Source organism: Sphingobacterium sp. (assembly GCF_032065005.1).
Lineage (GTDB): Bacteria > Bacteroidota > Bacteroidia > Sphingobacteriales > Sphingobacteriaceae > Sphingobacterium.
Map to the genome: position 1 here is coordinate 225,270 of NZ_DAMBMM010000003.1, position 21,240 is coordinate 246,509.

Annotated in this window: 14 protein-coding genes and 1 riboswitch; of the genes, 10 read left to right on the plus strand and 4 right to left on the minus strand. The window is 38.2% G+C overall.

Annotated features, from left to right (window positions below; genetic code table 11):
• Positions 1-468: 468 nt before the first annotated feature.
• The 8 genes from RT138_RS06255 (at position 469) to RT138_RS06290 (ending at position 13,173) form a co-directional block, all read left to right on the plus strand.
• On the plus strand, positions 469-2,370 hold the full coding sequence (locus RT138_RS06255; protein ID WP_313190035.1) for an FAD/NAD(P)-binding protein: 1,902 nt from the start codon (positions 469-471) through the stop codon (positions 2,368-2,370).
• Positions 2,371-2,761: 391 nt separating this feature from the next.
• Positions 2,762-3,286, plus strand: coding sequence for an RNA polymerase sigma factor (locus tag RT138_RS06260; RefSeq protein ID WP_313190036.1), 525 nt, complete (start codon positions 2,762-2,764; stop codon positions 3,284-3,286).
• A 56-nt stretch (positions 3,287-3,342) separates the two neighbouring features.
• Positions 3,343-4,503 carry a FecR family protein gene (locus tag RT138_RS06265; protein WP_313190037.1) on the plus strand — a complete coding sequence of 387 codons (1,161 nt, stop codon included), beginning with the start codon at positions 3,343-3,345 and terminating at the stop codon, positions 4,501-4,503.
• A 101-nt stretch (positions 4,504-4,604) separates the two neighbouring features.
• A complete protein-coding gene (locus tag RT138_RS06270) occupies positions 4,605-8,273 on the plus strand; it encodes a SusC/RagA family TonB-linked outer membrane protein (RefSeq protein ID WP_313190038.1) in 3,669 nt (1,222 codons plus the stop codon).
• 12 nt (positions 8,274-8,285) lie between these two features.
• Entirely contained in the window at positions 8,286-9,758 is a 1,473-nt protein-coding gene (locus tag RT138_RS06275; protein ID WP_313190039.1) for a RagB/SusD family nutrient uptake outer membrane protein, read from the plus strand.
• Between the two features lie 12 nt (positions 9,759-9,770).
• The gene (locus tag RT138_RS06280; RefSeq protein WP_313190040.1) at positions 9,771-10,631 is read left to right on the plus strand and encodes a substrate import-associated zinc metallohydrolase lipoprotein; all 861 of its coding nucleotides are present in this window, start codon (positions 9,771-9,773) and stop codon (positions 10,629-10,631) included.
• The gene (locus tag RT138_RS06285) at positions 10,628-11,893 is read left to right on the plus strand and encodes a DUF4302 domain-containing protein (protein WP_313190041.1); all 1,266 of its coding nucleotides are present in this window, start codon (positions 10,628-10,630) and stop codon (positions 11,891-11,893) included. Before RT138_RS06280 ends, RT138_RS06285 begins: the two co-directional genes overlap by 4 nt.
• A gap of 8 nt (positions 11,894-11,901) precedes the next feature.
• Positions 11,902-13,173 carry a DUF4302 domain-containing protein gene (locus RT138_RS06290; protein ID WP_313190042.1) on the plus strand — a complete coding sequence of 424 codons (1,272 nt, stop codon included), beginning with the start codon at positions 11,902-11,904 and terminating at the stop codon, positions 13,171-13,173.
• A gap of 53 nt (positions 13,174-13,226) precedes the next feature.
• On the opposite strand, the gene RT138_RS06295 is transcribed toward RT138_RS06290, so the two are convergent.
• From RT138_RS06295 to RT138_RS06305, 3 genes are all read right to left on the minus strand, one after another.
• A complete protein-coding gene (locus tag RT138_RS06295) occupies positions 13,227-14,303 on the minus strand; it encodes an acyl-CoA dehydrogenase (RefSeq protein ID WP_313190043.1) in 1,077 nt (358 codons plus the stop codon).
• Entirely contained in the window at positions 14,304-14,876 is a 573-nt protein-coding gene (pnuC, locus tag RT138_RS06300) for a nicotinamide riboside transporter PnuC (protein ID WP_313190044.1), read from the minus strand.
• Positions 14,877-14,963: 87 nt separating this feature from the next.
• Positions 14,964-15,101, minus strand: a riboswitch (TPP riboswitch).
• A gap of 5 nt (positions 15,102-15,106) precedes the next feature.
• The gene (locus RT138_RS06305; RefSeq protein ID WP_313190045.1) at positions 15,107-16,603 is read right to left on the minus strand and encodes a malate:quinone oxidoreductase; all 1,497 of its coding nucleotides are present in this window, start codon (positions 16,601-16,603) and stop codon (positions 15,107-15,109) included.
• Positions 16,604-18,326: 1,723 nt separating this feature from the next.
• Between RT138_RS06305 and fabG the strand changes: the two genes are divergently transcribed.
• Both fabG and RT138_RS06315 read left to right on the plus strand, forming a co-directional pair.
• Positions 18,327-19,070, plus strand: coding sequence for a 3-oxoacyl-[acyl-carrier-protein] reductase (fabG, locus tag RT138_RS06310; RefSeq protein ID WP_185211910.1), 744 nt, complete (start codon positions 18,327-18,329; stop codon positions 19,068-19,070).
• 189 nt (positions 19,071-19,259) lie between these two features.
• The gene (locus RT138_RS06315) at positions 19,260-20,240 is read left to right on the plus strand and encodes an acyl transferase (protein ID WP_313190046.1); all 981 of its coding nucleotides are present in this window, start codon (positions 19,260-19,262) and stop codon (positions 20,238-20,240) included.
• 1 nt (position 20,241) lies between these two features.
• On the opposite strand, the gene RT138_RS06320 is transcribed toward RT138_RS06315, so the two are convergent.
• Positions 20,242-21,111 carry a neutral zinc metallopeptidase gene (locus RT138_RS06320; RefSeq protein WP_185211908.1) on the minus strand — a complete coding sequence of 290 codons (870 nt, stop codon included), beginning with the start codon at positions 21,109-21,111 and terminating at the stop codon, positions 20,242-20,244.
• Positions 21,112-21,240 lie beyond the last annotated feature (129 nt).

The following is a 21,240-nucleotide window of genomic DNA, read 5'->3' on the forward strand; positions in this document are numbered from 1 at the left end:
CAGGTAATAAATAAAAGGGGATTTAACGTAAATCCCCTTTTTTATACCCTAACATTAGGGTATTGATAAAAAATATTAATAAAATAAACTCAAAAAACACATTTCTCTAAAACGTTTATGGTTATTTACTGTTATATTTACTACATCACACATAACTAAATCTTTGTTGAAAAGATTGCGAAGCAAGTGGCACATTAACGCTTGTCTAGCTTAATAAGGTACAAATATTATTAATGTGATTTAGTAATTAACAATTTTGGAGATATCAGTTAGATGTCCTTGGAAGGGTATGAATTTATCCTAAGGGTTAAAACATTGATTGAAGCAAAAAAAGTGAATTTCTAAACAAGTGAATCTAAACTGTTAGGCTATGGTTATCCAATCATAGCAAGATTTGCAATGCACTAAAACGCTTTATATCTATTAATGAATTTAATTGAGCTCCAATGATTAATAAAAAATTAGATTATGATTTGGAATTCTGCATATCTAGACCCACACCTGAATAAGGTGCCTAAACACATTTACAGCCAAATTGTGAATGACGAGGAATTGCCTGCCGAAAAATCAGACGCAATTTACATTGCTATTATTGGAGGTGGTCCGAAAGGTTTTTATGCTCTAGACCGTTTTATTTCTAAAGCTATAGACCAAAACATCCATAAACCCATCAACATTCATTGGTTCAATCACAACCGAGAATTTGCCTCTGGACCTCACTTCCAACCTACTCTGCCTTCCTATCTCATCATGAATGATTGCATTGCGGAAATCAGCTGTTGGGAAGAGCCGGAATCGTCACATTATATTCCAAACAGATTAAAACTTATTGATTGGATCCATCAAAACAAATCTGCAGAAAGCAGTCCTAACCCTTCAGATTTCTGTTCTAGGGAGCTGATGGGACTCTACTTAATGGATGCTTTGCACAAGACCTTGAGCCATAAACCCAATCAGATCGAAGTTAGCTTGGTCAATAGCAATATCTTGGACATGGATATACACATGGACAGAGTACAGCTGACAAGTTCGAAAAAGACATTGCCGTTCCAATATGAATCTGCCATATTTTGTACTGGCCACAGTTATTCCAATATGGAGGAAGAAGATCTTTTAGCATCGGATTGCAATGAAAACATCCTCTATCTTCCGCAAACATACCCTGTGGAGCTATTAGATGAGATTCCAGCGCAGGTCGATGTTGCCATTAAAGGAATAGGCTTGACCTTTATGGATGCTGTCCTACACCTTACTGAAGGCCGAGGAGGAATATTCTATAAACAGGACCATGAATACCGCTATCTTCCATCGGGATATGAGCCTATAATCTATCCGTTTTCAAGAAGAAACCTTCCCATGTTACCGCGGAATGCATTCTGGAATGGAAATAAATATGAATTAAAAATAATGAATGAGGATTGGCTCAATTTGTTGAAAAGCAGAAATGAACCTTTAAATTTTGAAAGGGACATACTGCCTACCTACAACCTTGAAGCACAATTAGCCTTCTATTCCTATACCCATGCAACCCAAGAGTTGACTTCAGCGGAAATTCTAGAGTTCATTGATACTTTTGATGCAACCAAACTGTTTTCAATCTCCGCACTCATCGATCCGATGACCTATTCAAAAGTGCAGATGGAAACAAATTACCATGAGTTCATTGTCGATCTTAGCATATACAGCATGAAGCTCTCTGACCAAGGTGAGCTAAAAAGTCCGATGGCAGCTGCGATTGCTGCGATTCGAGAAGGCTTTTATCTTATTGCCGAACTCTTTTCGCATAATGGATTTGACGAGGAATCCCAGGAATCCTTTGAAAAATATTGGCAAGGGTTCATTAATCATACCGCTTTTGGACCTCCAAGAGATAGTATTGATAAATTGTTCTGCTTGGCAAAAGATGGCTATGTAAAATTTATTTTTTCTGAAGAACCAGTTGTCGAAGTCCAACCTGAAGCCTTATTGTTAAAGAATTCTTATGTAGAAAAAGAATTTAATTTCCTGATCGATGCCCGAATCCCAAAAGGCAACCTGAAACTAAAAAACAACAAGCTATACGAACGTATGCGAAGGAAAGGATATGTGCAGGAAATTGTCAATGGAAACTATAGTAACGGGAAAATAGCGGTTGATAGAGAAGGAAAACTTATAGGCAATATACAGAATGGCTTAATTTACCTGTATGGAATTCCAACCGATGGAATATATTTACAGAATGACAGCTTATCAAGAGAAACGAATAATTTCAGCAATACCTGGTGTCAGGCTACATTAGAAAGGATAAAGAATAAATCAATATTGGAAAGCAGGCCAAATTACAGTCTAACCTTTACTAATGTTAATTACACAAACTTAACACCGAATTAATACACAGATTAAAGTCTATTTATATTTTTGATAATAAAAATTATTAAAGATGATAAAAGACGAAGTATTAACACAAGAATCGAATTCTATATTGATAGAATTCCTGTATGATGGTGATGATTTTAATTCAGAAGAGGATTAAAATCCACCATCATTTTTTTATCCCTCTCCCATTAACAAAACCAACCCCAATACCCTTCTTTATTTTTACAATTCGATTTTAGAAGAATCGAATAATTTTCTGTTTTCAAGCATTAAGCGCTGAACCACCAAGCTATTAAACTCTTTTTCAATATAATGGAATATATTTAATTTTTAATTACATATATTTATTCATATTAAACCATTGTTATAATACCTTTATCATTCAAAAATGAACACTCCAGTCAATATGTCTGACAAAAATTTGTACATCAAGTATTACAAATTCATAAATTTCTATGCATTCAAATTAACAGGGGATTATGACCGCGCAGAAGATTTAACACAGGATGCATTCACTTCTTACCTGTTGAACAAATCCAAAATATCCAGCAATCCCTCGGCCATTAAATCCTTTCTTTATACTACCGTGAGAAATAAATTGATCAATGAACATAGAAGAAATGAAATAAGTCAAAGGTATTGGAGAATTACAGGGTTTGATGAAAAAGATCCCCAAGATATTGACCGTCTCGTCATCTATACGGAACTATTGCAAGAAATCGATAGACTGGTCAATGCCCTACCCAACATGTGCCAACAGGTTATCAAACTCAGCTTTTTTGAAGGACTTACCAACAACGAAATTAAAGACCAATTAAATATCAGTATCAACACGGTCAAAACCCACAAAAAAAGAGGCCTAGCATTTCTGCAGAAGCACCTTAATCCCGAATATTTCTTAGTATTTATCAATTTCTTAACTTCCAATTAAATTTATTTTAATAAGCTTTCATCCTTTTCCGTAATTAAGTTTTCTTAATTATAATTATGAACCAAAAGGAGAAACTAATCGCCATTCTGATCTTCAAGTACATTCAAGGTATCTGTACGGTCCGTGATATCAGGAAATTAAATAATTGGTTGGAAGAAAACATCGATAACAAAGACTTTTTCCGAGATGCTGTAAATACCACGCAACTCAAAAACGATTTGGAGCTATTGAATTCTTTCGATGCTGAAAAATCATGGGCCAAGAGACAAAAAAAGAAGAAAAAGAGTTTATATAAATTCGCTATTGCAGCATCTGCATTCCTTATTGGATTTTCCGTGCTGTTCATGGATTTCGATTCTTGGCTTGATGACCGAGTGTCAAAGCAACATGCACGGCAAGAACATAATGAAACCACAATTTCCAAAGATAAATTTCCGGCCAAGGTCGGAGCTCAGCTTATCCTGACTAATGGTGAAAAGATCCAATTGGATAAGCCTTTACAGGTGAAACTTTCAGGAGAAATCCTCAATTCGGATCAAAAAATCATAACTACAGTCAACCAATCGACTAAAAATGAAAAAATAAAATGGCTAGAGATCCAGGTTCCTGCTGCCCAATATTATTCGATCGTACTTCCTGATAGCAGCAAGGTCTGGTTAAATTCCAACTCAACCCTAAAATTTCCTTCTCGATTCGATCAGCAAATCAGAATGATCAACTTAAGCGGTGAGGCTTATTTCCAGATAAAACACCATCCAAAACATCCCTTTATCGTCAAAACAGCCGATGCAGAAATTAAGGTTTTAGCGACTTCCTTTAATGTCAATAATTATAACAACAATTTAATAGCCTCCCTTGAGGAAGGTAAAATTGAAATAAGGTCAAAATTAGATCTCAAAGAATTGAAGCCTAATCAGAAAGTCGAGCTTATTGCAGATAAACTCATGATTTCAGATTCCGACTTACAAAAGGAATTAGCTTGGAAAAACAAAAAGTTCATCTTCCATAACGATAAACTCGCTGATATTTTATTCCAGATTGAGAATTGGTATGGCATAAGGACCAATTACCAAAGCATCCAGAAAAATGATGAAACTTTTACGGGCACTATTGATCGAGATGTAAACCTTTCTAAGATCCTTGGCATCTTAAATAACACCTCCAGATACAATTTCCAGATTATAGATAACCAAATAATTTCAACCCTTAAACATTGATAACATGAGGACATAACATCTATTTTAGGGATATAAAGCTACCTGTGGCTAGTCCCGATACAAACAAGAACCAATTTTAAACATCTAATCAATTTCTTAAAATGCTGTACTTTTTAGTTCACAAAAAACTAGGAAAAGAGAAAGGCTTTGACCTTAAATTCCTAGTAAAGATCCTAAAGTTCATTATTCTATTGATCCTTTTGATGCTATATAGCATTATCGTAAAGGCAAATGAACAATTAATATCCGTAAAGTTCCAAAAGGCAAAATTAAACACGGTCCTAAAGGCGATTGCTGATCAAACCAATTATCAATTTTTCTACAATGACCGTGTAAACCTGATCACTGGCCCTATTACCATTAATATAGAGAAGGGTACCGTGGTGCAAGTCCTGGAATTAATCTTGCCAAAGGAAAAACTGGCCTATCAAATTTCGGACAACCAAGTTACGATCAGTATCCGCAGGCAACAAACCCTGACCTCCTTTGTCAGCCAACAAGAAAACATCCAGGGTACTGTCCGTGATGCTGAAGGCAAAGCACTACCTGCTGCATCTGTCAGCATTAAGGGCACTAACAAAAGCACTTTTACAGATCCTGATGGAAAATTCGAGATCTCTGCCCTACCCACAGATATTGTCATTGTCAGTTTTCTAGGTTATAAGAGACAGGAGGTCACCATAAGGGGAAGAAAAACAATCAACATCACGATGCAACGCGACCAACAGACCTTAGAAACTGTTGATGTGGTCGCAACTGGCTACCAAACCATTGATCGACGTAAATTTACCGGAGCAGCAACGAAAGTAAAAGCCGAAGATGCACAACGATTTGGGGTTCCAGATGTATCCCGAATGTTGGAAGGCCAGGTCTCAGGTGTGAGTGTACAGAATGTCTCGGGTACCTTTGGAGCGGCTCCGAAAATTCGTGTACGGGGTGCGACCTCCATTACCGGTGATAACAAACCGCTATGGGTAATTGATGGGATTATTTTGGAAGATGTGGTCAATATTTCCAATGACCAATTATCTACAGGTGATGCCAACACGCTATTGGGATCCTCTGTCGCCGGAATAAACCCCGATGATATCGAAAGTTTCGAAATCCTAAAAGATGCTGCCGCTACATCGCTTTACGGTGCTAGGGCAATGAATGGAGTGATTATTATCACGACAAAAAAAGGTAGATCAGGAACTCAAGCCGTTTCCTATTTAGGAAATTTCACGACCTACCTCCGCCCTTCCTATTCTCAATTTGATATTGTCAATTCTTATGATCAAATGTCAATTTATTCAGAGATCGCCAGAAAGGGAGCCATTGATTATGCGTTGATCCGGAACAATATGAATTCCGGGATTTTCGGAAATTTATCCAGAGGCTTGTCTACCTGGAAAGCAGATGGAACCCCTTTAATTGAAAACACCCCCGAAGGTCGTGAAGCCTTCTTGAAAAGATACATCTATCAAAATACCGATTGGTTCAAAACTCTTTTCAACAATTCATTGTTACAGGAGCACTCCGTGAGTTTCTCAAACGGTAACAATAAGGTCCAAACCTATTATTCAACTTCATTTTTACAGGATAATGGTTGGGCAAAAGCGAATGGAGTAAGAAGATATACTGCGAATATTCGAGGAAATTACAATATCACCGATAAGTTATCGATAGGCTTGTTGACAACAGGTTCTATCCGTGACCAAAAAGCTCCCGGCACTTTAGGGCAAGATAGCAATCCAGTTACGGGTGTAGTGTCAAGAAATTTTGATATCAATCCTTTTTCCTATGCTATGAATACCTCAAGGGTCATCGCGCCCTTTGATGAAAATGGAAACAGGGAAAATGTAACCATGAATTATGCTCCGTTCAACATATTAAATGAACTGGATAAAAATTATATGGAGTTAAAAATGATTGATCTAAAGGTCCAAGGGGAACTAAACTATAAGCTTCCTAAAAACATAAATTATAACTTCATTGGAGCATATCGCTATGCAAGCACAGGAAATGAACATAAAATAAATGAAACCTCCAATTTATCCAATGCTTATCGTGCCGGTACAATTTACGGAGTAGACGGAATTGAAAATAGCATCATCGCAAACCAAAATAGGTTCTTATACCGAGACCCTGCCAATCCAGACGCTAGACCTATTTCCGTTTTGCCTTATGGAGGTATCTATATTACCAATGAGAACATTCTTAAAAGCTTTTATTTAAGGAACAGTTTTAATTGGAACCTTACTTCTCAAAAACACTATTTCACAGCATTCGCTACACAGGAAATAAGATTCTTGGACAGGATGACGAAAGATATGACCGGTTATGGATATCAGTTTGATAAAGGCGGGGTTCCTTTTATAGACCCAAATATTATCAAGATGGCCGTAGAAGGAAATTTACCCTACTACAAAATGCAGCTCTTCTCTGACCGTTTTGTAGCCTTTGCGGCAAATGGAACTTATTCCTTCGATAGCAGATATCAATTTACCGGTACAGCTCGATATGATGGGTCAAACCAATTAGGAAGAAGCCGCGTGGCAAGATGGCTCCCAACTTGGAACCTTTCTGGTTCATGGAATATCGACCAAGAGAATTTCTTCAAAAATCAGACTTTCTTCAACACCTTGACCTTGAGAGGTACTTATGGGTTGACCGCCAGTATGGGACCTGCCACCAATGCAAGTTTGGTTCTGCGTTCAGGTTCTGTCAACCGGCCATTCATTCATGAACAGGAACCGGTAATCAACATCGATTTTTTGGAAAACCAAGATTTGACCTGGGAAAAGCAATATGAAACGAATATTGGTTTAGATGCAACATTCGCCAATAGAAGATATCAGATTGTTTTGGATCTATATAAAAGAGATGCGTTTGATCTAATTGGTCCGATGCGGATTTCAGGAATTGGTGGTGAAGCTATAAAATATGCCAATTATGCCGATATGAAATCGCGGGGAATAGAATTATTGTTTAAGGCAACTGTGTTTGACAGAAAGAACTGGGGCTGGAAAACCCAATTGACAAATGCTTTTTACGACAATGAAATTACCTCCATTAGAAACGAACCTAACATCTGGAATTTAGTAAATTCTGTTGGAGCAGCTAAAGAAGGATATCCCCATCGTGGCTTATTTTCCATCGACTTCGATAAATTGAACGAATTCAATGGCACACCCATATTTGTCAATGAAAACAATGAAATCTCAAACAATGTATTCCTTCAAAGTATACAGACGAACTATTTAAAATATGAAGGACCGGTAGACCCAACATTCAATGGTGGTTTTTATAACAATTTCAACTATAAAAACCTTAACCTTTCGTTTTTAGTAACCTATAGTGCAGGAAACAAAGTAAGACTTAATCCTATCTATAAGAATCAGTATTCCGAATTGGATGCCATGTCCTATGATTTCCTAGATCGTTTTCTAGCGCCGTATGAAAGCTTATCCCCTTCTATTGCGACCTCTAGAACGTCTTCTAGATTACCTGGAGACCAAGTTTATAACGCATACAATTATACAGATCAACGCGTGGCAGATGGTGGATTTATCAGGATGAAACAGATCACCTTGGGCTATCAATTTCCAAAAAAATTCTTTGGTAAATCAATCTTCAATAACCTCTCTTTAAATCTTGTTGCAAACAACCTCTTTCTGATTTACTCAGATCCAAAGTTGAATGGTCAAGACCCTGAATTTTATGGATCCGGAGGAGTGGCATTGCCAATACCACGTCAATTTACTTTATCCATTAAAGCCGGATTATAAACGAAAACTATTATGAAAACAAATGTATTATTAACTATCCTTTCTGCCTTTCTATTGTTGGGATGTTCTAAATTTTTAGAGACACCACCCGATTTAAGGACAGAATTAGACTCACCGAGCAAAATTGCAGAATTATTGACTTCAGCTTATCCTAGAGGAAATTACATCCCTTTTACGGAATCTGCATCAGACAACGCTGGAGACAAAGGAATGACCAGCAGTTCCAATGTTCAAACGAACATGAACCCATGGATGTTCCGGGATGTGGAGACCAATGATTCCGATTCCCCCACCTTTTACTGGTATGCCGCATACAAGGCCATCAGTGCGTCTAATCATGCATTGGAGGCCATAGAAAAAATTGGGTTAAACAAGCAAACTGAGTCTTTAAAAGGTGAAGCCCTTTTGACCAGAGCCTATGCACATCATATGCTGGCCATCTTGTTCTGTAAAGATTATGATCCTATTACCTCCAGCACAGACCCTGGTATTCCTTTTATTGCTGTACCTGAAAAATTTGTACTCAATAAATATGAAAGAGGAACGGTTAAGGGCTTATATGACCTCATTGAAAAAGATATCGTGGAAGGACTTCCCTTACTTGATGACAATAGATATAAGGTCAAAAAATACCATTTTACCAAAGCTGCAGCCCATGCCTTTGCAACTCGCTTTTATTTATTTAAACATAACTATCAAAAAGCCGTTGAACATGGCAACCTTGCACTTGGGGAAGACCTTTCCAATTATATCAGGCCAGTAAATAACAGAGCCTTTGCTGGTTTGGAATACCTGACCCTGGAACAATGGTATTCAAGCACGGAAAACCCGACCAATCTTTTGTTAGTGGAAGCCGTTTCATCTTGGGGTAGAGATTTAGCATTCAATAGATTTGGATTTACCGCTCCTATACTTGCCGAATTAATCTATGGAGACAATATCACTACAGGTCGTTTTGCATACCCTATTTATGGTGGAACGGATTATTCCTTAAATATCCCAAAATTTAGAGAACACTTTGTGAAAGGAAGTCTAAATGCAGCCTATGGTATACCTCATAATATGATCCCACTATTGACTGCAGATGAGTTGCTATTAAACCGCGCGGAAGCTTATGCTCGCATTAAAAACTACGATAAAGGTATCAAAGACTTAAATACGTTCATCAGTCGTAAAGTCTTTTACGGCGCAGATATCCCTGTGTATGAACCAAATATCCACAATGTCAATGTCAATCGGTTAAACTCTTTTTACGGGAACTTAAATCTTGAAGAAAACATTATTAAAGCTGCCTTAGACTTTAAAAGAAGGGAATTTCTTTTTGAAGGACTTCGATGGTTTGATATCGCTCGACATAAAATAGTTGTGGTCCATAAAACTCATGATGAAAAAGAAACCTACATACTAAGTGCAAATAGCCCAATGCGACTTTTCCAGTTACCTGCTGAGGTCGTTTTATCAGGTGTTCAACCCAATCCAAGATAAAATACAATCGTTATGAAACATTATAAATATGCTATATTCTTACTCCTAATTTCCCTATTTACTTCTTGTGCCAAAGAGGAAACCTTGCCCGAAGAACCGATTGTGGATTTAGGTGGTGAAAGATGGGCAAACGGACCTTTAGATAGATTTATCCTCCAAGAATTTATTAAATCCTATAATATTGAGATCAAATATAAATGGACTCCATTCGAAATCAATTATAATAGGACGCTGGTACCGCCCCAAGAAAAAAAAGTGATTCCTGTACTAACGGCTGTTAGAGATATATGGATGAAACCCTATGAAAAAGTTGCTGGGAAAGAGTTTTTGAAGAGGTACTCTCTATCCAAGTTCATCTTGGTCGGCAGTGCGGAATACCAAAACAATGGAACTATTATTTTGGGTACTGCCGAAGGCGGAACCAAGGTCGTTTTATATGTTGTTAATGACTTTGATTTTTCAAAGCCTGAGACAGTCAGTCAGATGTTACATACCATTCATCATGAGTTCGCCCATATTCTGCATCAGAATATCCATTACCCTCAGGCCTGGAGAGGCATAAGTACAGCCTGGTATACACAAACTTGGTTCAATACCCCAGAAGCAACGGCTAATTCTCAGGGCTTTGTGTCGAGTTATGCAAAATCTGCCGAACAAGAAGATTTCGTTGAAACCATTGCCTACCTACTGGTGGAAGGACAAGAGAAGTTTGACGAGTTGGTAAAAGCCAATGTTCCTGTAGAAGACACTTTCCGCCTGAAGGAAAGAATCGTTGTCCAATACTATAAGGAAGTCTTCAATATCGATTTTAGGGCTTTACAAAGAGAAGTTCGAGCCGCATTTACTTCGTTAACTAAACCAACAACAAAATGAAACCATTAATTTTCTCAATGATTATATGCTTGCTCCTTATTTCCTGTAAAAAGGAATTTGAAGGAGTGCGACCTGATGCAAAATTGAACCAATTAAAAGATGAATATGCAAAACAATTGACGAGTTCAAAAAATGGCTGGATTGGCTATTTATATCCCAAAGGTGGAGGAAGTTATACTTTTAAGTTCACTTTTGACGATAAAAATAGGGTTAAAAGCTACGCAACAATTGATAACATCAAAGCAGGAACTTCCGACGAAAGTTCTTACCGATTAGCTGCTGATCAGGTTGTAAGTCTTTATTTTGATACTTATTCCTACATCCATCAACTATCAGATCCCGATGAACAAAAGAGTGGTGGTTTAAGGGGTGGTGGTTTGATCTCAGATTTTGAATTTTCCATTATCGAAACATCGACAGATACGATAAAGCTAGTAGGAAATCATAATGAAAGTGATTTAATTTTGATTAGGGCCAAAGAAAATGAAGGTGATGATTATATTAAAAAGGCTTTTATCCTGAATGAAAAGGTCGATGAAATTAATCAGCTATCACATTACTATAAAACCCTAAAAATAAACAACAAGGATTACGGGGTAATTTTCAATCCAGAATCTAAAAATATTGCTTTTTATTATGAGGAAAATTCAAATTTCAAATCCTTTAAGACCGAATATGCTGTAAACGACAAAGGAATTTATTTGAAAGACCCTTTTAATGCAGGTGGATTTGCAGTCAAAGGTTTTGAAAACTTTATCATTGATAAAACAAACAATAAGGCATCTGCCCAATTAAATGGATCTGTAAATATCGATATCACAAACCAAGACAAGCCCATCTCTATCGATAAAGATGCGCCTAGAAGAATGTATCTGATCAATAAAAGATATTCCTCTGCTTTTGGTTTTACGATCGCAGGTAAAAAAGATGCCTTGGGAATTAGATCCTTCCCTTCCTTTAATTTCCTGCTATATATCCCAAGAATGTACATAGACCCTTTTGACGCCTTGTTTATCATATTTTTGGACGAGTACAATCTTGGCCCCGTCTTTACCACTTTATATAACAATCAAGGCATTTTATCCTTCAAGGTATTTCGTGACATGGCTGGACAGAGCTTTGGGCCTGAATTTGAAGAAATAGTTAAAAATCAAAATCAGATTTGGTTTGATCCACAAGGGTTTTACGTTTTTGAAACGGGAGATGAACAATTCGATTTTGTAAGTGTGAAAGATAGTAGAGTATGGATAAGATTTAAATAATAAATATCATGAAAAAATATATATGGTTAATATTATCCCTTTGTGTCCTATTTTCCTGTAAAAAAGGAGAACTGAAAACTTTTGAAGTTGAAGAAGTCTGGGAGAAACCGGAAGTGAAATTACAACAATTAAAAGATGCCATAGCGGCACATAAAACAGGTTGGGAATTTACCCTTGAATATGGTCCAAATCAAACTGCAACCTATGGTTATCTTGGATTTAACACAGAAAAGTCTTCTGAATTCATGAGTGATTTTTCAAGGAACTTTTTAAGATTTGACAATACGGAATATCACTTTGGAATTGTTAATACCAATGCTTCATTATCATTTCCAAAAACCAGTAAATTTGGTAATCTCGCTGCTGATGCTCTACATATCGACACCTTATTCTCGTACAAGATCATCAAGAATGACACGATAATCTTGGAAGGAGAAACTAAAAAATCAATCCTGACTTTGACAAAATGTACTCCAGAAAAATTAACCAAGTTGAAAGGTAATTCTATTATTGCAGACCAAGAAAAAATCAAGAAATTGACAGAAATGCCGAAATTCTTCTTTTCTTATAAGCAAAACGGCAAGACCTTTGGTTTAGAAATCGACACCTCTTCACGGCAATTTTTATTTTATTCTGGAACCGATCAAAATCCAGTCGTTACGAAATCAAATTATTTCTTTAATGGCAATGGAGTTTCTCTGGTAAGACCAATTGAAATTGATGGTGTGAAAATAAAATTGATGGAAGGTTTAAGGCTCAACTCAACTTCGCTAAGTTCTAAAGATGGAATAGAAATCTCGAATGTCGGCAAACCACAAGTTTACGACATAAAAACAGCAAAGGAATTTACCATTGCCGGTACGAAAATTTTATGGTGGACATCTTCTCAAGGCTTTGGAAAGCGAAATCAACCTGATATTGCAGGCTTTCAAAAACTACCAAATTTCACTTCGTTTACTCTTGCTCCAAATTATGATTATAATGAGGAGTATAAAACCTATTACTGGTTTATGGCCATTGGTTTAAGAGGGGCTACCGCTGTTAGTAACCATGGTCCTGTAGCTAGATTTGGAGATAATGGTATCCTTAGGTTTATTCCATTTTTGGAAGGCAGACCCTCTACTAACCCTGCAATACTCCAAGCCATGAATATCACTACAAGTTATATCTATAACCCTAATGGGTTTTATATCATTAAAACGGGTCTTGGTTATACAATAGTCGATGCAACAGATGGATTAACTTGGGCTTATTTCCAAGATAACTCTGATGTTTCTTAGATTTATTTTACCAACTCCCTAGCTAGTATTCTTTCTGGGGAGTTGGTTTCTTTTTACCACACATTCAACAAACTATGCTGGCTTGCCGTAAATAAATTCCTAAACACGATATTCAATTCATTGTCTTTTTGCGCGGCCCTAATCCCGAACAAAGGCAAAATCTCTGCACAATCCATCCGCACATCCTTGGCAATTTCTCTGGATAGTTCTCCGATTTTCAGATACAGATCTGCCTCGACTTCATTTCCTTCAAGGGCATTTTCCCATAGCTCAGCAGCATAAGCCTTCACCTGACCTACCTTTCCTTCAAATTTTGTGCGTAATTGATCCAGCTGTTTGAAACGAGTTTTACTATGTTTATCCGCCCAATAGGTATCCTGAGACTTCTCGAAATAATACTTTTCGCACAGATCCAAAAACCGCTTAAACATGCCTACATAATTCACCAGCAAGGTCAATTCTGCAAATGGCATAAAAGGAATATTGAAAAGAGCTGAATCAGATTGCTTAAATTTTGGATCCAGGACAAAAGCATTTTCCTGGGGCACTTTCAGGTCTTGAAAGGAAAAGGAATGGCTAGCGGTACATTCCAACCCTATGGTATCCCAATCATAATGGATCAGTACATCATCCTTTGGCACCAGGAAGGAATAATACAAACTCTCGCCAGATTCATTCTTCAGTACCTCCCCATCTTTAATGATTTCAGCATTGAAGGTGAAATGGGTTAAATGAGGTGCACCGGTGGCATAGCTCCAAAAACCAGAAACCACATAATGGTCGCCAGCATCAATCGCCTTCCCTCCGACTCTTCCGCTGCCTCCCAAACAGATCTTGGGATCAGACCAGAGGCTTTTGGCAAATTTAGGTTGTATAAAACCGGCAAACATATTCGCTCCTGCACATAAAGTTACCGTCCAGGCTAAGCCGCCATCCCAATAGGCCAACTCTTCCAATAAATTTAAGCCTTCTGGAAAGGACATTTCCAAGCCGTTTAATGTTTTCGGCACCCAAAGATTGAACCAGTTGTTTTGGTACACAAGGTCAAGTTGCTCTTTCGTAAGCGCCTTATTCTTGATTCCTTCGGTCTGTAATTCCTTTATGATCTGGATTTGTTCTGATGTCAACATTTAATTGTCTGTTTTTAATTCTAATTTTTGGATCTTCATGATCCGTTTCCAATTGAGGTAACCGAATATGGCAACTATAAATAGAAACGTGGTCAGTGCAGCAAATAGGTAAAGATCTTTATGGATCAATAATGGAATCGCGAAGAAGTTACTGATATTGAGCAAGATCCAATTTTCTATTTTTCTTTTCGCCAAGAGCCACATACCTGCCCATGCTGTGGAGGTCACCCAAGCGTCCCAAATAGGCACATCGGAATTGGTAATGCTGCGAAGCAAAAAGTAAAAGATCAAGAAACCTCCAAATACGATGCTGAGAACGGTAATCCATTCTTGCTTAGTCGTATGGGTAATGGGCTGTTCCTTCGCGGTCTTATTGCTTATCCAAAACCACCAGCCATAGATACTCATTACCAAATAATAGATTTGTAAAGCGATTTCAGCATATAGGCCTGCATTGTACAGAACCAGCATCCCGGTCGTAATTCCCATTATCCCAAATAGGTAATTGGACACCTTATTGTTCTTGGACAATAGGACTTGGATAATGCCGCAGATCACAGAAAACCTTTCCAACCAGGAAGTTTGCTGCAATGTTTGAATAATGTTATTAAAGATTTCCTCCAATTTCGCGAAATGGTAAAAGCACTTATGGAGATAAGGGAAAGGATCTTTGTTTATTCCTACGCCAGCATTACCTGGATCAGGTTCATTCCGATCAAAACCGGAATTGGGTATTATCTCAGCCTAAAAATATGTCCCGTTTTCAACGGGACATATTTAGCACCCCATAAGTATTGTAAATTTTATTTATCGATCTGCAAAATAGCAGAGGTACGATTTCTTGTTGATTGACACAGCTCGGCATCATCATTTAACTTCTTGCCCCAAGATGGAATCATCTCACGCAATTTTTTACGGTAAGAATCAGATTTTGCACGGTCAGGGAAACATCTTTTCAATAAGTTGATCATGATCGCTACTGAGGTTGATGCACCTGGTGAAGCGCCCAATAAGGCAGCAATGGAACCGTCGGCACTGGAAACGACCTCCGTTCCGAACTCCAAGATACCACCATGTTTAGGGTCCTTTTTGATAACCTGTACGCGTTGGCCAGCTTTTTCGATTTCCCAATCTTCCAATTTAGCGGTAGGCATAAATTGTTTCAGGGAATCTAATTTGTCCTGAGGTTTTTTCATCACCTCGGTGATCAAATATTTAGTCAACGGTAGGTTATCCAATCCTGCCGATAACATCGGACGGATATTGGAAAGTTTAATGGATGCCGGCAAATCGAAATAAGATCCTTTTTTCAAGAATTTAGTCGAGAAACCTGCATAAGGACCGAACAATAGAGCTTGTTTTCCATCGATATAACGGGTATCCAAATGCGGAACCGACATCGGAGGAGCACCTACTGATGCCTTTCCATAAACCTTAGCATGGTGTTGCTTGATGATCTCTTCATTGTTACATCTCAACCATTGTCCACCAACTGGGAAACCACCGTAGCCTTTAGCTTCAGGGATTCCCGATTTCTCCAACAATAATAAAGAGTGTCCACCTGCACCGATGAAAACAAACTTAGCCAAGATTTCTCTCTTCTTGCCTGTTTTCAAATCTTTAACTTCTACTTCCCATCTACCATCATCCTCACGGTCAATATCTTTAACTTCTTGGTTCAAGGACAACTTGATATTGTCTTTTCCATCCAAGTAAGTAATCAAATCCCTGGTTAATGCACCGAAGTTCACATCAGTACCGATATCCATTTTTGTAGCAGCAATAGCCTCTTCAGCTGCTCTGCCTTCCATCATCAAGGGAACCCATTCATTCAACAAAGTTTTATCCTCGGTATACTCCATACCTTTGAATAGATTTTGTTTGGTCATGGTCTCAAATCTGGTCTTCAAGAATTGCACATCTCTATCGCCAAACACGGCCGACATATGCGGAACGCGGCGGATAAAGTGATTAGGGTTCTTGATAATATTCTTTTCTACTAGGTAAGACCAAAACTGCTTGGAAATCTCATATTGTTCAGCAATACTGATTGCCTTATCAATTTTCACACTTCCATCAGGCTGCTCTGGTGTATAGTTTAGTTCACAAAGTGCCGAGTGACCTGTACCGGCATTATTCCACGCATCTGAACTCTCTGCAGCAACAACATCCAAACGCTCGATTATCTCAATATTAATATCTGGACTCAGCTCATTAATTAACGTACCTAACGTCGCGCTCATGATGCCTCCACCAATCAGAACGACGTCAACCTCCGTTTTTTTTGTTTTCTTACCCATGGTTTTTAAATGAAATACAAAATTAATATTCGGTTTATATTATAGCGAATAAATTTGTCAGAAACATTTCAAATAATTGTGATTTTATCAATAAACACCTATTCCCTTATTCAAATCTACCATAATCCCATTTTTTTGAATTTTTGAGGGTTATAAAGGGGTGCTTTGGGATTAGATAGGCTCACCCACCGGAGGTTTGAACCAGGATTGGGGTATTTTTTAGAACCAGGATGAAAGGGATAAGAGGATAGACCAAGATCTGGGGAGGAACCAGGATAAATGGGATGTGAGGATAGACCAAGAACGTAGCCCATTGACTGCGGTTAATGCAAATTTGCGAAGGGGCGGCTTGCATACGCGCGCCACCTATTTTCTACATCATCCACAGACAGGAAGGATCTTGGAACCACACCATTTATTATGCTCAAGCCTCTCATCCTGAGGGATTAAAATTTGAACTAAATTTATCGGAAAGTGATGACAGCATGTTTGCATTGAAAATCTATTAGCTCTTTTATTTTTTAAATATAGAACCACTTTTGGGGTTCCATTATTTTAGCAGGCATGGCACGTTAGCCTGACAGTCGCGCAAAAACGATGTTCGATTAATCGAACATCGTTTTTGCATTAGCCCTATATAGTTTACCATCCTTCCTAAAATAATTCATTCCCTCTGGGGATGTATGGTGGCTAGAAATAATTTTCTGATAAATAAATATGGGCCTGAAAGGCTAGAAACACGCTTCTATCAAACTTGTAATTGGCAGGAAGGATCGCAGAGAAATGCGAACCTACAAAATCAAGGACCCATCTTGGTATTGGCGTACAGTTCCTTGACCTTCGGTTAAGGATGACAGGGACTGTGGGAGGAAAACCGTACAGATTCTTCACGAATTGTTCAGAATTGTAAGTTCGCTGAAGAGGGATTCAGAGTGCAACGAAGAATCTATTGTTGTTTTTTGAGGATGTTGGTCATAGCGAATCGTAAGATTAGCAAACTGGTTTCTTTCTTCAGGAAAATTGATAGACGAATAATTCATCTCCGCTGGGCAATGTCATAAAGTTTAGTTTTTTTCTGTGATTGGTAGCACAGTTTCTCTATTCAGAAAAATCTATTGAAAAATATTTCACCCACGCTGTGGGTTCGCCATTTCTAACATCCAATTTCTATAAAGATTCCACCCCCGCTGGGGGTTTTTAAAATAAACACCAACCTTCCGAAGGAAGCTCTCTGGCAACCGGCTCATTTCCAATGGCGGAAAAATGGAAAGAATGCCGTTGCCCAGCGTGATGGGATTGGCCTTGGAATGCTTTCAAAAAATTCTCCATCAAAAGGGAGAATTTTGAAGGAAGATATTCCCGACAACAAGGCACTCTTGTCCATGTGCGGATGACCGTGCGAAAAGCCAACTTAAATGAGCCGAAGCGGTTTGGTTACTTTTCCGCGAAAAAGTAACGAAGAGAATGCGGTCAATCTGCAAACGTACGACAGAAACTTTTCCAAAAATGAAGATTGGATAGTTCCGAGACCTTTCGTTCCTCAAGGTGACAGGGGAAAGGTCAAGGAAAAGGAGGTTTGTCCCGCTTGTGCTTAACCCCTGAACGACCCATCCTTCTATATTTATGTCACTGAATCCTTCCTATTGCTATTCATTTTTTGTATTATGCAGTTTATTTTCCACTTTTGTGGACTTTACATTATTGAACATAAATAATTATTTATATGAAATTGTTAGCCGGAAAAACAGCCTTGATTACTGGGGCATCCAAAGGGATCGGTAGAAAAATTGCTGAAGTATTTGCCCAAAATGGAGCGAATGTTGCTTTCACCTACCTTTCTTCGGTAGAAAAAGGCCAAGCCCTAGAAAAAGAACTTGAACAATTCGGAACAAAAGTAAAAGGATACCGTTCTGACGCTTCTAAATTTGATGAAGCTGATAAATTAATCAATGATATCGTTGCTGATTTTGGAACCCTTGATATCGTCGTGAACAATGCCGGAATTACTAAAGATGGTCTATTGATGCGTATGACGGAAGAAAACTGGGACGATGTGATCAACATCAACCTGAAATCAATCTTCAACGTTTCAAAAGCTGCTTCCAAAGTGATGATGAAAAACCGTAAAGGTAGCATCATCAACATGAGTTCTGTAGTAGGTGTACAAGGTAATGCTGGACAAGCTAACTATGCAGCTTCTAAAGCAGGTATCATCGGTTTCTCCAAATCTCTTGCTAAAGAACTGGGATCTAGAAACATCCGTACCAATGTGGTAGCTCCTGGATTTATCCGTACTGAAATGACAGATGTATTGGACCCTAAGGTTGTTGAAGGATGGGAAGCTAATATCCCATTAAAACGCGCTGGTGAACCTGAAGATGTTGCCAATGCATGTTTGTTCCTAGCTTCTGACCTTTCTTCTTATATCACTGGACAGGTAATCCCTGTTTGTGGAGGCATGTTATAAGATCGAACGAATTTTAATATATTTCTTCGGGTCAAGTTCTGGTCTCATTCGAGACATATTCGGAAAATTCCGAATATGTCTCGAATGAGGTCAAAGCTTGATCCGATTTTTTTTTAACTGTTTTTGGGATTTTTGAATTTCGACAGCATTAGAAAAACATTTAATATTTGTTGTCGTATATTTGCAGCAATGGAAATTTCGGACAAAATATTCGCTATTCAAAATGAAATAGACTTTAACAATTGCGCAGTTGAAATCTTTAGATTCCAAGCCAAGAACAATCTAGTCTATCAGCAATTTCTGGATATTTTAAAAGTGAATCCAGAAGCAATACAGCATTACCGTGAAATCCCTTTCCTCCCTATCCAATTCTTTAAATCGCAGGAAGTAATCATAGAAGGATTGGAACCGGAAGTGACCTTCTCTTCTTCAGGTACAACAGGTATGATTACCAGCAAACATCTTGTCGCAAAGGGTGAATTGTATGTGGAGAGTTTCAGAAAAGCATTCGAGCAATTTTATGGTAAGGTTGAAGACATCGCCATCGTGGCCTTATTGCCCTCCTATTTAGAGCGCTCTGGTTCATCCCTGATCTATATGGTTGATGACCTTATTAACCGATCTAATCAACCCGAAATTGGTTATTTTCTATATAACCATGAGGATCTGCTGCAAACATTGAGCAAACTCAAGAAAGAGGGAACCAAGACTGTCCTATTCGGAGTGACTTATGCCCTATTGGATTTCATTGAACAATACCGAATTGATTTTCCAGAGTTGATTGTGATGGAAACAGGTGGAATGAAGGGCAAGAGAAAGGAAATGATCCGTGAAGAATTGCATCAGATCTTATGTGAAGGGTTTAATGTGAAGAGCATCCATTCTGAATATGGCATGACCGAATTGCTTTCTCAAGGATACTCTTCTGGGGAAGGATTATTCCATACCCCAAACTGGATGAAAATCTTGATACGTGACACCAATGATCCACTGTCCTTATTGGACAATAAAAAAACAGGAGCAATAAATGTCATTGATTTAGCCAATTATTATTCCTGTTCATTTATAGCTACACAAGACCTTGGAAAGTTCCATACAGATGGATCCTTTGAAATCTTGGGTAGGTTTGACAACTCGGATATCCGAGGTTGTAATCTGTTAGTTCAGTAGCTTATTGCAAGCTAGGATCTTCAAAGGTATTTCCAGCATTGATATCACCGGTATCATATCCTTTTTTGAACCAGTACATACGTTGTTCAGAAGAACCATGGGTAAATGATTCCGGATTGGACTGTCCATAAGCTTGTTCTTGGATATGGTCATCACCTACAGCTGCTGCTGCACGCATTCCTTCAACGATATCATCATAGGTGATCTCTACATCGGTAGATTTATTTAAGTGATGTGCCCAAACGCCAGCATAGAAATCAGCTTGCAATTCGGTCATTACCGAGATCTTATTGTTTTCACGTTCGCTCAGTTTTGCTCGCATGGCATTGGTTTGCGATAGAACTCCAAAAATATTTTGGATATGATGACCTACCTCATGCGCAATGACATAAGCTAAAGCAAATTCACCCTTAGCACCATATTTTTGAGATAGTTCACGGTTAAAGCTGAGGTCAAGATATACTTTTTGGTCACCTGGACAGTAAAAAGGTCCATAAGCTGATCGACCAACTCCACAACCACCAGTTTCGGTACCTTCGGTGTATACCACCATGGTTGGTTTAGGATATGATTTTCCATTTTCCTGAAAAATCTTGCCCCATACATCATCGGTACTGGCCAGAACAACGTCAGCAAAATCCATTAATTTATCTTCTTCGGGGGTAGACTGATATTCACCTTGCTCATTGACAGTTCCTTGTTGCCCTGATCCTTGCATCTGGTTCAACAAATCATTAGGATCACCGCCCATTAAGAAGCCGATAATCAAAACGATAACCCCTCCTATTCCCCCAAGAGTCATTTTCTGTCCACCGGACATCCCTCTACGATCTTCAATATTTCCGCCGCGGCGGCCGCCTTGCCATTTCATAAATATTTCTTTATTTAATTTTAGTTTGTTTTGGTTACACTACAAATTCTTTGCCATAGGTATTATCAGGTGATAATATTGGTTAAAGGTACAATTCATTCCCCTCATTTAAAATGCTTATCTTTGAAA

What these genes read in the sequence shown, in the direction of transcription:
- RT138_RS06285 (WP_313190041.1), top strand. Translation starts at nt 10,628, where the DNA reads ATGAAACCATTAATTTTCTCAATGATTATATGCTTGCTCCTTATTTCC.
- RT138_RS06275 (WP_313190039.1), top strand. Translation starts at nt 8,286, where the DNA reads ATGAAAACAAATGTATTATTAACTATCCTTTCTGCCTTTCTATTGTTG.
- RT138_RS06290 (WP_313190042.1), top strand. Translation starts at nt 11,902, where the DNA reads ATGAAAAAATATATATGGTTAATATTATCCCTTTGTGTCCTATTTTCC.
- RT138_RS06255 (WP_313190035.1), top strand. Translation starts at nt 469, where the DNA reads ATGATTTGGAATTCTGCATATCTAGACCCACACCTGAATAAGGTGCCT.
- fabG (WP_185211910.1), top strand. Translation starts at nt 18,327, where the DNA reads ATGAAATTGTTAGCCGGAAAAACAGCCTTGATTACTGGGGCATCCAAA.
- RT138_RS06295 (WP_313190043.1), bottom strand. Translation starts at nt 14,303, where the DNA reads ATGTTGACATCAGAACAAATCCAGATCATAAAGGAATTACAGACCGAA.
- RT138_RS06260 (WP_313190036.1), top strand. Translation starts at nt 2,762, where the DNA reads ATGTCTGACAAAAATTTGTACATCAAGTATTACAAATTCATAAATTTC.
- RT138_RS06265 (WP_313190037.1), top strand. Translation starts at nt 3,343, where the DNA reads ATGAACCAAAAGGAGAAACTAATCGCCATTCTGATCTTCAAGTACATT.
- RT138_RS06280 (WP_313190040.1), top strand. Translation starts at nt 9,771, where the DNA reads ATGAAACATTATAAATATGCTATATTCTTACTCCTAATTTCCCTATTT.
- RT138_RS06315 (WP_313190046.1), top strand. Translation starts at nt 19,260, where the DNA reads ATGGAAATTTCGGACAAAATATTCGCTATTCAAAATGAAATAGACTTT.
- RT138_RS06320 (WP_185211908.1), bottom strand. Translation starts at nt 21,111, where the DNA reads ATGAAATGGCAAGGCGGCCGCCGCGGCGGAAATATTGAAGATCGTAGA.
- RT138_RS06305 (WP_313190045.1), bottom strand. Translation starts at nt 16,603, where the DNA reads ATGGGTAAGAAAACAAAAAAAACGGAGGTTGACGTCGTTCTGATTGGT.
- RT138_RS06270 (WP_313190038.1), top strand. Translation starts at nt 4,605, where the DNA reads ATGCTGTACTTTTTAGTTCACAAAAAACTAGGAAAAGAGAAAGGCTTT.